The sequence below is a fragment of the Caldimonas brevitalea genome (genome assembly GCF_001017435.1).
GTDB classification, from domain to species: domain Bacteria; phylum Pseudomonadota; class Gammaproteobacteria; order Burkholderiales; family Burkholderiaceae_C; genus Caldimonas; species Caldimonas brevitalea.
In genome coordinates this window covers 5,140,965-5,153,085 of sequence record NZ_CP011371.1, presented here as the reverse complement: position 1 = coordinate 5,153,085, position 12,121 = coordinate 5,140,965, and the positions used below count along the sequence as shown (strand labels likewise).

The window sequence follows — 12,121 nt, the reverse complement described above, 5'->3', positions numbered from 1 at the left end:
ACAGGGCGCCACGATGAGGTTTTCGGTATATCAAGTGAGCCGCAAGGGCGGGCGCGAAAAGAACGAGGATCGGATGGGGTATTGCTATACCCGCGATTCCGGCCTGTTCGCCCTGGCCGATGGCATGGGCGGCCACCCCGAAGGCGAAGTGGCGTCGCAGGTGGCGCTGCAGACCATGGCGGCCTTGTTCCAGCGCGACGCCAAGCCGATGCTGCGCGACCCCTTGCGTTTCCTGCACGACGCCATCATCGCCGGCCACCATCAGCTGCTGCGCTATGCCACCGAGAAAGCGCTGATCGACACGCCGCGCACCACCGTGGTCGCCTGCGTGCTGCAGAACGGGGCCGCCTACTGGGCGCACTGCGGCGACTCGCGGCTGTACTTCGTGCGCGGCGACAAGCTGATCGCCCGCACCCGCGACCATTCCTATTCCGAGTTGCAGGAAACGCTGAACGGTGTCGTGCCGCTCGGCGAACGTTTCAACCGCAACGTGCTGTTCACCTGTCTCGGCAGCCCGGGCAAACCGGTGGTCGACACGGTGGGGCCGATGCTGATGCAATCGGGCGACCGCGTGCTGTTGTGCTCGGACGGCCTGTGGGGCAGCGTGCCCGACCAGGTCATCGCCGACCAGCTGGCGACCCGGCCGATCTCCGACGCGGTGCCCGAACTGGTCGAGCAGGCGTTGCGACGCGCCGGCAGCAAGAGCGACAACGTCACCGTGCTCGCCGTCGAGTGGGAGTCTTCCGAAGACTACGACTCGACGAAGGCCATCTCGACGCAGACGCTGGGCGAAGAGGTGTTCGCCTCGACAATCCAGGCCAGCGTGCTGGGCCAGGAGCCCGACGAACTCGACGAAGCCGAGATCGAACGCTCGATCCGCGAGATCAACGAAGCGATCAAACGGTCTTCGCAGAAGAAGACCTGAGGTCCCCGCCGACCGGCGCGCCGGCACGCCGCCCCGCCGGCGCCCGGCGTGCTAACGGCCTCTCACTCCCATGACCGCCATGACCACCATCATCCGCAGCCAGGGCCGCGCGCCCGATGCTTTGCGCCCGGTGCGCCTGACCCGCCACTACACCAAGCACGCCGAAGGATCGGTCCTGATCGAGTTCGGCGATACCAAGGTCTTGTGCACGGCGTCGATCGAAGAACGGGTGCCCCCGCACAAGAAGGGCAGCGGCGAGGGCTGGGTCACCGCGGAGTACGGCATGCTGCCGCGCGCCACCCACAGCCGCAGCGACCGCGAGGCCGCGCGAGGCAAGCAGACCGGCCGCACGCAGGAGATCCAGCGGCTGATCGGCCGCTCGATGCGCAGCGTGTTCGACCTGGCCACGCTCGGCGAACGCACCCTCCAGCTCGATTGCGACGTGATCCAGGCCGACGGCGGCACGCGCACGGCCGCGATCACCGGCGCCTGGGTCGCGGCCCACGATGCCGTTTCGACCTTGCTCGCCCGTGGCGCGATCGGCAGGTCGCCGCTGCGCGACGCCGTCGCGGCGGTGTCGGTCGGCATCGTGCAGGGCGTGCCCTTGCTCGACCTCGAGTACACCGAAGACGCCGCTTGTGGCACCGACATGAACGTGGTGATGACGGGGGCCGGCGGGTTTGTCGAGATCCAAGGCACGGCCGAAGGGGCGCCCTTTTCGCGTGCCGAAATGGACGCCTTGCTGGCGTTGGCCGACAAAGGCATCCGCGAGCTGTTGGCAGCGCAGCGCCAGGCGCTGGGATTGTGATGACGACCTCTCGGGTGGTGCTGGCGTCCAACAACGCCAAGAAGCTGGTGGAGCTGCAGGCCCTGTTCGCACCGTTGGGTGTCGCCCTGGTGAGTCAGGGCTCGCTGGGCATTCCCGAGGCGGAAGAGCCGCATCCAACCTTTGTCGAGAACGCGCTGGCCAAGGCGCGCCATGCTGCGCAGGCGGCAAACGGGGCGGCACTCGCGGACGATTCCGGGCTGTGTGTCGACGCACTGGGGGGCGCGCCCGGCGTGCTGTCTGCGCGCTACGCCACCTTGTTCGGCGGACCGAAGGACGACGCCGAGAACAACCGGACGCTGCTGGCCCGGCTGGGCGACACCGCACAGCGCCGCGCCCGCTTCGTCTGCGTGCTGGTCGCCGTGCGCAGCGCACAAGACCCTGAACCCTTGATTGCGATGGGGCGATGGGAGGGTGAGATCCTGTCAGAACTACGAGGTCACGCCGGCTTCGGCTACGACCCGCTGATGTTCATCCCGACCCTCGGCAAGACGGTGGCCGAGCTCAGCGCCGACGACAAGAACCGCCTCAGCCACCGTGCCCAGGCGGCCGAGCAGTTGCGGCGCCAGATGCAAGAGGTATGGCAGCTTGGCTGAGACCCACGATCTGCAGGCACGCTATCTGCGGCCCGGCACGCTGCAGCTGACGGCCTTGCCGCCGTTGTCGCTGTACGTGCACTTGCCCTGGTGCCTCAAGAAGTGCCCGTACTGCGACTTCAATTCGCACGAGTGGCGCGACGGCGGCACGCCCCCCGAGGCGCACTATCTCGACGCCTTGCGCGCCGACCTCGAGGCGGCGCTGCCGCTGGTGTGGGGACGCCGCGTGCACAGCATCTTCATCGGCGGCGGCACGCCGAGCTTGTTTTCGCCTGAAAGCATCGACCGGCTGTTGGCCGACGTGCGGGCTCGGTTGCCACTCGAAGCGGGCTGTGAAATCACGTTGGAGGCCAACCCCGGCACCTTCGAGCGCGATCGCTTTCGCGGCTTCCGGCAGGCCGGGGTCAGCCGCTTGTCCATCGGCGTGCAGAGTTTCGATGACGACAAGCTGAAGGCGCTCGGCCGCGTGCACGATCGGGCCCAGGCCCGGGCGGCAATCGAAGAGGCCCAGCAGAATTTCGACACCTTCAACCTGGACCTGATGTACGCGCTGCCCGGCCAGACGCTGGCGCAGTGCGAGGCCGACCTGCGTGAGGCACTCGCCTTCGCACCGCCCCATCTGTCGGTCTACCACCTGACCCTCGAGCCCAACACCTATTTCGCCAAGTTCCCGCCGGTGGTGCCCGACGACGACACGGCGTCGGACATGCTCGACCTGATCACCCGGCTGACCGGCGAGGCGGGCATGTCGCGCTATGAAGTGTCGGCCTACGCCAAGCCCGGGCACGCCTGCGAGCACAACCTCAACTACTGGCGTTTTGGCGACTACCTCGGCATCGGAGCGGGCGCTCACAGCAAGCTCAGCTTCCCGCACCGGGTGATCCGGCAGGTGCGCTTCCGCGAGCCGGCGCGCTACATGGACGCAGCACTGGCGGGCAGCGCCGTGGCGCAGGACGACGAGGTGCCACGTCGCGAACTGCCGTTCGAATTCATGCTCAATGCCTTGCGCCTGCGCGAGGGTTTCGAGCTGCCGCGTTTCACCGAACGCACCGGCTTGCCCCTGTCGGCGATACAGGGCGGGCTGGACGAGGCCGAGCGACGCGGCTTGATCGAGCGCGAGGGCAACAGCGTGCGCCCCAGCGAGCGGGGATTCGACTTCCTCAGCGACCTGCAGGCACTGTTCCTGGCCGACCGTTGACGCGTCGGCGCTGCAAACGCAGCGCTCAGGGCGAGAGGGGGTTTTCAGTCGCAGGCGGGCGTGGCACGATAGCCCAGCGGCGCGCTGTAACGCCGCTCACCGGAGTTGGATCGTGTCTGCCGCTTCCCCTTCACTGCCCAGTTTGTCTGCGTCGCAAACCGGCGGGGAACCCTTGCGTGTGCTCGTGGCGGAAGACGACCGGGTGCAGCAGCTGCTGTTGTCCACCCATCTCGAGGCCAATGGCTGTGTGGTCGACATCGCCGAAGACGGGCAAGACGCCCTGGAGATGTGGCAGGCCCACCACCATCGTTTGGTCATCACCGACTGCCGTATGCCGCGCATGGACGGTTATGAATTCGCCCGCGCTTTGCGAGCCCATCCGGGTGGGGCACAGGTGCGGCTGATCGGCACCAGTGCCGACAGCGAAGACGCGCCGCTGGCGTTGGCGGCCGGTATGGAGTGTCTGCTGCAGAAACCCGTACCCGGCGCCCAGATCGCCGCCTTGTGCGCCAAGTTGCGCGGGACCTGACGCAAGGCGACACGTCCCGCGTCGCGCGGGTGATGTTCAGACTCGATTCAGGCTCAAGCCCGAGGTGCTGCGCAGCCTTTCGATCAGCTGCGGTGCAATCTGCGAGAGCGGCAGCACTTCGTGCACGGCGCCGTGCAGGATGGCCTCGCGCGGCATGCCGAACACCACGCAGCTCGCCTCGTCCTGCGCATAGTTGTAGGCGCCCGCGTCGCGCATTTCCTTCATCGCCTTGGCACCGTCGGCGCCCATGCCGGTCAGCATCAGGCCGATCGCGTTCGGCCCGACGACCCGGGCGGCCGACTTGAACAGCACCTCGACCGATGGCTTGTGCCGGTTCACCGGCTCGCCGTCCTGCACACGGGCGATGTAGTTCGCGCCGCTGCGCTCGACGCTCAAATGATGGCCGCCGGGCGCGATGTAGGCGTGACCGGGCAGCACCCGCTCGCCGTCGACCGCCTCTTTCACGGCGATCTTGCACAGCCCGTCGAGCCGGGTCGCGTAGCTGCGGGTGAAGCCGGGCGGCATGTGCTGCGTGATCACCACGGCAGGCGAATCCGCCGGCAGGTTCACGAGCACTTCACGGGTGGCTTCGGTGCCGCCGGTGGAGGCGCCGATGAAGATCAGCTTCTCGGTCGACAGCCGGCCGATGTTGTGCACGACGCGGGGCGGCGCCGCATCGCCCGACTCGCCGGCGGCCGGCGTGTGCAGCTTGCGCACCTGTGCCTTGGCCGCGATGCGGATCTTGTCGGTGATTTCCTGTGCCAGCTGCTGCAGGCCGTTGGAAATGCCGATCTTGGGCTTGGCGACGAAGTCAACCGCGCCCAGCTCCAATGCGCGCAGCGTGACGTCGGCGCCACGCTCGGTCAGCGTCGACACCATCACCACCGGCATCGGGCGCAGCCGCATCAACTTCGACAAGAAATCGATGCCGTCCATGCGGGGCATTTCGACGTCGAGCGTGATGACGTCTGGGTTCAGGTTGCGGATCATCTCCCGCGCGACATAAGGGTCGCTCGCCGCGCCGATGCAGATCATGTCGGGCTGGCGGTTGATGATTTCGGTCAGCAGGCTGCGGACCAGGGCCGAGTCGTCGACCACCACGGTGCGGATCTTGGACATCGAATAAACCTCTCAGAACAGGTCGATCGAGCCGGCGCCGCTGGACGGCGGCACGACACGTTGGCTGGCGGCGCGGTCCTGCGCCAGCAGCGCTTCCGGATTGGCGGCGGCGAGGCGCTTGACCATCGCTTTGCCGCTGGCAGGGAAGAAGCAGACCTTGCGCGGGTAGATCTCCAGCACGTCTTTCGACACGATGGGAATGTGTTCCGTCTTCAAGTAGTTGGTGACGAACTCGGTGTTGCGTTGACCGACGTTGATCGTGTTCATGCCGGCGATCACCTGGCCGCCGCCGAACACCTTGGCTTCCAGCGTGCTGCGGCTCGCGCCGCGCTTCATCAGTTCGTTGATCAGCAGCTCCATCGCATACGAGCCGTAGCGGCCGCCGTCCTGCGCGCCGCCGCTGTCGGGCAGCATGAAGTGGTTCATGCCGCCGACCTTGGCGTTGCGGTCCCACAGACAGGCGGCGATGCAAGAGCCGAGCGTGGTCATGATGACCAGGTCTTCGTCGTGGACGAAATACTCGCCCGGCAGCACCTTGACGGCGTCGTTCTTGAAATGGGCGTCGTAGAAAAAGAAGGACGCTTCACCGGGCTTGCGCGGGTGACTCTTCAGTTTCTCCAGCCGCGAGCCGGCGGGGGCTCCCGCGGTGCCGGTGAAGCTGGTTCTGAGGGTGGGGCTGTCGACCATGAACGTCCTTATCGTCTTGGCGCGTCGGGGACTGGCGGTGGCGGTGGCGTGGGCTGCGACTCGGGGGCGGGATCAGGCGCGCTGATACACCGTCTTGCCGCGCAACTGGAACAGGTCCCGCGAATCGGTGAAGTTCTCGGAGTGGCCCACGAACAGCAGACCTTGCGGCTTCATCACGCCGTGGATACGTTCGAGCACGCGCCGTTGCGTGGCGGCGTCGAAGTAGATCATCACGTTGCGGCAGAACACGATGTCGAAGGCCTCGCCCAGCGACCAGCTCGTGCTCATCAGGTTGAAGCTGCGGAACTCGATCATGGCGGCCAGTTCGGGCTTGACCCGGATGGAGCCGGCATTGCGGCCGGTGCCACGCAGGAAGTGCCGCTTCAGCAGATCCGGCGAGAGCCCGCGCGAGTCGTCTGCATAGACGCCGCGGCCGGCAGTTGCCAGCACCTTGGTGTCGATGTCGCTGGCCAGGATCTTGACCGGCGCCTGCAGGCCCAGGGTGTCGGCCACCGTCATCGCGATCGAGTACGGCTCTTCGCCGGTGGACGCGGCGTTGCACCAGATGCGCAAGGGCTTGCCCGCGCCGTGCTTGCGCAGCGCCTCGGCCAGCACGCCGAAATGGTGCTCTTCACGGAAGAAGGCGGTGAGGTTGGTGGTCAGGCAGTTCACGAACTCCTGCCATTCGGCCTCGGCCTGCCCGCCCACCGCGCGCTCGAGCCATTGCAGATAGTCCGAGAACGAGCGGTGGCCCGTTTCGCGCAATCGCCGCGACAAGCGGCTGTACACCATCGCTTGCTTGCCGGCATGCAGGCTGATGCCGGCGCGCTGATAGATCAGCTGCCGCACGCGTTCGAAATCGGCGGCCCCAAAACTGAATTCCGGGTTCCGATCACCACCACCGGCAGGAGCGGCGGTCGGCAGCGGCACGAGGGGAGATGGCAGAACAGCACTCATGTTGGCTCGGGGCACCGGGTCCACGGTTCAGGGGCTCCGGCCGTTGCCGTTCCCGGACGGATGGCGCGAAAACCACCCGCCGGGGGTGGCGCCTGCCTGGCTCGGCTGGCGACCGCCCCGGAACAGCACAACCGGCTCGGTGCGGCACAGCAGGTGCCGCATTGAGCTTATCGGCACGCCCAGGAGCGGCTTGAGGGGATTCACCGCTCGTGACGGCGCCGCGCGGCGCGGGATGCGGCGTGCAGCGGCGCCGGGCAGGGAAAATCCGGGGGGAGGAGGTGGGAGGGTCAGCGACCGCGGCTGCGGTCGAGCAAATGCCAGTTGAGCTGCAGCGAGTACACCGACGAACTTTCGTTGCCGATGGTGCGTCCGGCGCTCAGCTTCATGCCGACCCGGCCGGGCACGAGCCACCAGTTGGTCCCCAGCGACTGGACCGTGTTGCTGCGGTCCGACGTCTGCATTTCGCCCGCCAGCGCGAACTGGTCGTTGAGCGACCACAGCAGTGCGGCATTGAGCTGGGTGGCGGTCTGCCGGCTTTGCGTCTCGTGTTTCGGGCCCACGTTGACACGCAAGCTCAGGTCGGCGGGCAGCGTGATGGTGGCCAGCCCGAGCAGGCTGGTGTATTGGTGCTCGACATGGTCGAGTGGGCCCAGTCCCTGCCCGTACGTCGACAACTTCCAGCCCCAGCGCGCGGGCCCGAGTCGCCAGGCGTTGTCGTAAAACTTCGCAGTGGCGCCCAAACCCCAGGTGCCGAGCTTGGCGCGCGTCAGCGCGCCGAGGTTGCCCTGGACTTGCGGCTGTCCGGCCGGGTTGCAGGCGGGCGCCGACAGGCGGGCGCTGGCGCCGCTGTCGTGCTGATACCAGCCTTCGAATTGGCAGCCGCCAGGCGCCACGCGGCTCGGATCGTCGGTGGCGACATTGGGCAGCGCCAGCACACCCGAGGCCGCCTGCGCGGAGCCGCTGGCGACCAGGACCGCACCTGCCAGCCACAGTGCTGCGCGTGAAGGTCGGTGGTGGTGGTGCCTGCTCATGTCTCGAACGCTCCTGTTGATAGTGTGCCCCGGGGCAAGGCGGGCCGCGACCCTCGTCCGGGGGAGTGGCGGCGCCGAGGTCGGTGCCGCTGCGGATCGCATTATCAGGAAGACCGTGACCGCCTCGTGACCAGACTTGTCGAGCGACGTGAGGTAATGCTCACATCCGGGGTCCGTGGCATCGGATCGCTGTGAGGCGCATGCAGGCATTGTGGCGAGACCGTCGAGGGCCGACGCAAAGAACAGCAGGTTTTTCGGGGTCCATCTTTCGAGGCGGCCGCGGAACGAGCCGTTGCAGTCGCGCCGGTCGGCCACCGGTTTGTCGCCCCGGCCCAACATCGCCAGGCCCCCCGCAGGCAGGTCGTGCTGAAGTGAAAACCCCCCAGACGCGCGGGGCGCCTGGGGGGCAGTGCAGCACAGGGGCGGTGCCGCCGGCGGGCGGCTGCGCCCGGTGTCAGGAAGCCTCGGTGAGCGTTTCGGCTCGCTCCAGCTTGAAGGCGCGCACCACGTCGGACAGGCGGTGGGCCTGGTCCTTCAGGCTCTCGGCCGCAGCCGCCGACTGCTCGACCAGTGCGGCGTTCTGTTGCGTCATTTCGTCGAGGTGGGCAACCGCCTGGTTCACCTGGCCGATGCCGTCGTTCTGCTCGCCGGCGGCCGCGCTGATCTCGGCAATGATGTCCGTCACTCGCTGCACCGACCCCACGATGTCGTGCATGGTCGTGCCGGCCGTCTGCACCAGCCGCGTGCCGCCTTCGACCTTCTCGACGCTGGCGGCGATCAGGCTCTTGATCTCGCGGGCGGCCTGGGCAGAGCGCTGTGCCAGGTTGCGCACCTCGCCGGCCACCACCGCGAAGCCGCGGCCCTGCTCGCCGGCGCGGGCGGCTTCGACCGCCGCGTTCAGCGCCAGGATGTTGGTCTGGAAGGCGATGCCGTCGATCACGCCGATGATGTCGGCGATCTTCTTCGACGCGACGTTGATGTCGTCCATCGTCGCGACCACCTCCGACACCACGGCGCCACCCTTGGCCGCGACCTCGCTCGCCGACGCTGCCAACTGGTTGGCCTGGCGGGCGGCGTCGGCCGACTGCTTCACGGTCCCGGTCAGCTGCTCCATCGAGGAGGCGGTCTGCTGCAGGTTGGACGCGGTCTGTTCGGTGCGGGCCGACAGGTCGTGGTTGCCCGAGGCGATTTCGCTCGATGCGGTGGAGATGCTCTCGCTGGTGACGTGCACCTTCTCGACCATCGTGCGCAGCGACGACTGCATCTGCACCAGGCCTTCGAGCAGCCGGGCCGCTTCATCGCGGCCTACCACCTGCACCGAGTGCGTCAGGTCACCGCCGGCGATGGCATGCGCCAGCGCCTGGGCCTCGCGCAGCGGCGTGCAGATGCTTTGCATGTTCAGCAGCGTCAGGGGCACGACGACCAGCGTGGCCAGCAGCACCGCGGCGCCGAACAGCACGATGGTGCCTTGCATCGCCGACGCATTGGCCTGCTGTGCGGCCTGGCCTTCGCCCTGCAGCGCCTTGTCGAGCGCGTCCAGGCGTGACTCGGCCTGGTTGTAGGCGGCGTAGGCAGGCTCTGCCACTTTGTTGGCGGTGGTCGCCGAATCGTAGGCGTTCTCTTCCAGTTGCCTGGCGACGCTGTCGAATCGGGTGACGTATTCCTTCAGATGTTGATCGATCTCGCCGACCAGCTTGTCGTCCGTGCTTTTGCCGCTCAAGCTTTTTTGCAGCTGCGCCTGGACGTCGGCGTAGCTCTTGCGCCAGGCCCCGCGAGAGGTACGCACGGCGGCGGCACTCTCGTAGTTGATGATCATGTCCTTCTGGTGGCTGCGCATCATGCCCATCGCGTCGCGCAAGGCACCCAGGGTCTGGGTCTTGGTGGCAGCGGTGTGGATGAAGTCGTCGCTCAAGGCCTGCAGCCGGTACATCCCCAGCAGGCCGGCGCCACCGACCATGGCGAGCAGCACCAGCACCACGAGGATGGCGCCGATCATGCGGGTGCGGATGTCGAAGGCCCGCATCAGTCGCATCAGTTGCATCTCGAACTCCAGTGTCAGTCGATCAAACCCATCGCCGGGTCTGTCATCAACTGTTCAATGTTCAACAGGATCAGCATGCGCTCGCCCACCTGGGCCAGCCCGGTGATGCAGCCCGCGTCCACCGCCGAGCTGATCTCGGGTGCCGGGCGCACGTTCTCGGCGGCGACCTCGAGCACGTCGCTGACGCCGTCCACCACCATGCCCACCACCCGGTTGGCCACGTGCAGCACGATCACCACGGTGAAGTTGGTGTAGTCGCAGTTGGCGGTGTTGAGGCGGATGCGCAGGTCGACGATGGGCACGATCACGCCGCGCAAATTCACCACGCCCTTGACGTGGGACGGCGCATTGGCGATGCGCGTCGGCGGCTCGTAGGACCGGATCTCCTGGACCTTCAGGATGTCGATGCCGTACTCTTCCTGGCCGAGGCGGAAGGTCAGGTACTCGCGAGGCCGGCTGGTGGTTTCGGTGGTGAAGCCTTCGGTGGCGCCCATGATGTTGCTGAGAAGATGTGGTCTGGGTTGAAGCTGCTGCGCGCCCGCTCGGGGCGCGCAACACGAGAGGTATGTGCGACTTATCGGCGTAATCCGTGCTCGCTTGAGCCTACGTTTCAGGTCGCGGCCGTCGTCGCCCGCTCCAGACGGAACTGGGCCACGACTCCGGCCAGGCGTTGTGCCTGGTCCTTCAGGCTCTCGGCTGCGGCGGCGGATTGCTCGACCAGCGCCGCGTTCTGTTGTGTCATCTGATCCAACTGGGTGACCGACTGGTTCACCTGGCCGATGCCTGAGCTTTGCTGACGGGCCGCGGCGGCGATGTCGCCGATCATGTCGGTCACACGCTGCACGGCGGCGACGATTTCATGCATGCTGCTGCCCGCGTCGGCCACCAGCTTGGCGCCGCCCTCGACCTTTTCGACCGACGTGCCGATCAGCGTCTTGATCTCCTTCGCGGCTGCCGCGGAGCGCTGTGCAAGGTTGCGCACCTCGCTCGCCACGACGGCGAAACCGCGGCCGTGTTCGCCGGCGCGGGCCGACTCCACCGCGGCGTTGAGCGCCAGGATGTTGGTCTGGAAGGCGATGCCGTCGATCACGCCGATGATGTCGGCGATCTTCTTGGAGGCAGCGTTGATCTCGTCCATCGTCGAGACCACCCGCGAGACCACGCTGCCGCCGCGCTGCGCCGCGGAGGTCGCCGAGGTGGCCAGTTGCGACGCCTGTTCGGCGCTTTCGGCGCTGTGGCGCACGGTGCCGGTCAGCTGCTCCATCGACGACGCGGTCTGTTGAAGGTTGCTGGCCGCCTGTTCGGTGCGCTGCGACAGGTCTTGGTTGCCGCTGGCGATCTCGCTGCTGGCGGTGGTGATGCTGTCGGTGGCATGGCGCACTTGCGCGACCATGCCGCGCAAGGCCTCTTGCATCTCGGCCAGTGCTTGCTGCAGTTCACCGGCCTCGCCACCGGAGTCGATCGCGAGGCTGTGCGACAGGTCGCCTTGCGCGATCGAGCGTGCATGCTGCACCAGGCTGCGGATCGGGCGCGAGATCGAGCCGCTCATCCACCAGCCGAAAGCGCCGGCGAACAGCAAACTGAGCGCGACCAGCACGACCGTGACGAGACCGGCGGCACGCGTCTGCTCGACCGCCGCATGCGACGCGGCCTCGGCGCGCTTGATCGCCATCTCCTGCAAACCCACGATGGCGCCGAGATAGGCTTTGCGCGCCTGTTCGAACTCGCCGTTGAGAAGACCTTCGAGTGCCACGTAATCGCCCTGGTCGCGGAACGCCTTGATGCGCGGTGCCGCTGCCTGCAGTTGCTGGCGCAGGGCGTCGATCTTCTTGAACTCGGCCCGCATCTCGTCGGTGGTGAGGGCGGACTCGACCGACTTCTGCAGCTTCTCGACCACGGCCGAGGCGGCGTCGTAGTCCTTCATCAGCTGGTCGGGATAGTCTCCGGTGCCCAGTCGCGAGTGGGTGGCGACCCGCATCACGTTCATCTCGACCAACGCTTTCCACTCGCCGGTCATGCGCATCAGCTTCCACTCTTCGTTGGAGAGCTGCTCCAGCACGGCGGTGGTGGTGAACAGCTTCTTCACGCTGTAGCTGCTGACCACCACCATCAGCGTCATCAGCAGACCCAACGCCACAGCGAGCCGGGTCGAGATGCGTGTGTTCTTGAAGCGTTGGATGTAGTTCATTGTTCGTCTCCTTGGTCCTCGCGA

The 12,121-nt window shown here is 67.0% G+C and carries 12 protein-coding genes; 5 read left to right on the top strand and 7 right to left on the bottom strand.

Going from position 1 to position 12,121, the window contains the following annotated elements; translation table 11 throughout:
- Positions 1-13 precede the first annotated feature (13 nt).
- From AAW51_RS21690 to AAW51_RS21670, 5 genes are all read left to right on the top strand, one after another.
- Complete coding sequence (locus AAW51_RS21690) at positions 14-925, top strand: PP2C family protein-serine/threonine phosphatase (protein WP_047196270.1); 912 nt, start codon at positions 14-16, stop codon at positions 923-925.
- A 79-nt stretch (positions 926-1,004) separates the two neighbouring features.
- Positions 1,005-1,733, top strand: coding sequence for a ribonuclease PH (gene rph / locus AAW51_RS21685; RefSeq protein WP_238947664.1), 729 nt, complete (start codon positions 1,005-1,007; stop codon positions 1,731-1,733).
- On the top strand, positions 1,733-2,347 hold the full coding sequence (gene rdgB / locus AAW51_RS21680; RefSeq protein WP_047196268.1) for an RdgB/HAM1 family non-canonical purine NTP pyrophosphatase: 615 nt from the start codon (positions 1,733-1,735) through the stop codon (positions 2,345-2,347). Before rph ends, rdgB begins: the two co-directional genes overlap by 1 nt.
- Positions 2,340-3,545, top strand: a complete 1,206-nt coding sequence (gene hemW / locus AAW51_RS21675) for a radical SAM family heme chaperone HemW (protein ID WP_047196267.1) — start codon at positions 2,340-2,342, stop codon at positions 3,543-3,545. The genes rdgB and hemW overlap by 8 nt, the downstream gene beginning before the upstream one ends.
- A 112-nt stretch (positions 3,546-3,657) precedes the next feature.
- Positions 3,658-4,074 carry a response regulator gene (locus tag AAW51_RS21670; protein ID WP_238947663.1) on the top strand — a complete coding sequence of 139 codons (417 nt, stop codon included), beginning with the start codon at positions 3,658-3,660 and terminating at the stop codon, positions 4,072-4,074.
- 36 nt (positions 4,075-4,110) lie between these two features.
- Here AAW51_RS21670 and AAW51_RS21665 read toward each other — a convergent pair whose 3' ends face one another.
- From AAW51_RS21665 to AAW51_RS31210, 7 genes are all read right to left on the bottom strand, one after another.
- Entirely contained in the window at positions 4,111-5,193 is a 1,083-nt protein-coding gene (locus AAW51_RS21665) for a protein-glutamate methylesterase/protein-glutamine glutaminase (RefSeq protein ID WP_047196266.1), read from the bottom strand.
- 12 nt (positions 5,194-5,205) lie between these two features.
- Positions 5,206-5,880 (bottom strand): chemoreceptor glutamine deamidase CheD, encoded by a 675-nt coding sequence (gene cheD, locus AAW51_RS21660; protein WP_047196265.1) that lies wholly within the window; start codon positions 5,878-5,880, stop codon positions 5,206-5,208.
- 72 nt (positions 5,881-5,952) lie between these two features.
- Positions 5,953-6,837 carry a CheR family methyltransferase gene (locus AAW51_RS21655; RefSeq protein WP_053013836.1) on the bottom strand — a complete coding sequence of 295 codons (885 nt, stop codon included), beginning with the start codon at positions 6,835-6,837 and terminating at the stop codon, positions 5,953-5,955.
- A 287-nt stretch (positions 6,838-7,124) separates the two neighbouring features.
- Positions 7,125-7,868, bottom strand: coding sequence for a hypothetical protein (locus tag AAW51_RS30185; RefSeq protein WP_047196263.1), 744 nt, complete (start codon positions 7,866-7,868; stop codon positions 7,125-7,127).
- 454 nt (positions 7,869-8,322) lie between these two features.
- Entirely contained in the window at positions 8,323-9,909 is a 1,587-nt protein-coding gene (locus AAW51_RS31215) for a methyl-accepting chemotaxis protein (protein ID WP_047196262.1), read from the bottom strand.
- Between the two features lie 14 nt (positions 9,910-9,923).
- On the bottom strand, positions 9,924-10,403 hold the full coding sequence (locus AAW51_RS21640; RefSeq protein WP_047196261.1) for a chemotaxis protein CheW: 480 nt from the start codon (positions 10,401-10,403) through the stop codon (positions 9,924-9,926).
- 116 nt (positions 10,404-10,519) lie between these two features.
- Positions 10,520-12,097, bottom strand: a complete 1,578-nt coding sequence (locus tag AAW51_RS31210) for a methyl-accepting chemotaxis protein (protein WP_047196260.1) — start codon at positions 12,095-12,097, stop codon at positions 10,520-10,522.
- Between the last annotated feature and the right edge of the window lie 24 nt (positions 12,098-12,121).

Bases quoted from the DNA above. Each gene is read 5' to 3' on its own strand.
- AAW51_RS21690 (WP_047196270.1), top strand. From the start codon at position 14: ATGAGGTTTTCGGTATATCAAGTGAGCCGCAAGGGCGGGCGCGAAAAG.
- rph (WP_238947664.1), top strand. From the start codon at position 1,005: ATGACCACCATCATCCGCAGCCAGGGCCGCGCGCCCGATGCTTTGCGC.
- rdgB (WP_047196268.1), top strand. From the start codon at position 1,733: ATGACGACCTCTCGGGTGGTGCTGGCGTCCAACAACGCCAAGAAGCTG.
- AAW51_RS21665 (WP_047196266.1), bottom strand. From the start codon at position 5,193: ATGTCCAAGATCCGCACCGTGGTGGTCGACGACTCGGCCCTGGTCCGC.
- cheD (WP_047196265.1), bottom strand. From the start codon at position 5,880: ATGGTCGACAGCCCCACCCTCAGAACCAGCTTCACCGGCACCGCGGGA.
- AAW51_RS21655 (WP_053013836.1), bottom strand. From the start codon at position 6,837: ATGAGTGCTGTTCTGCCATCTCCCCTCGTGCCGCTGCCGACCGCCGCT.
- AAW51_RS30185 (WP_047196263.1), bottom strand. From the start codon at position 7,868: ATGAGCAGGCACCACCACCACCGACCTTCACGCGCAGCACTGTGGCTG.
- AAW51_RS31215 (WP_047196262.1), bottom strand. From the start codon at position 9,909: ATGCAACTGATGCGACTGATGCGGGCCTTCGACATCCGCACCCGCATG.
- AAW51_RS21640 (WP_047196261.1), bottom strand. From the start codon at position 10,403: ATGGGCGCCACCGAAGGCTTCACCACCGAAACCACCAGCCGGCCTCGC.
- AAW51_RS31210 (WP_047196260.1), bottom strand. From the start codon at position 12,097: ATGAACTACATCCAACGCTTCAAGAACACACGCATCTCGACCCGGCTC.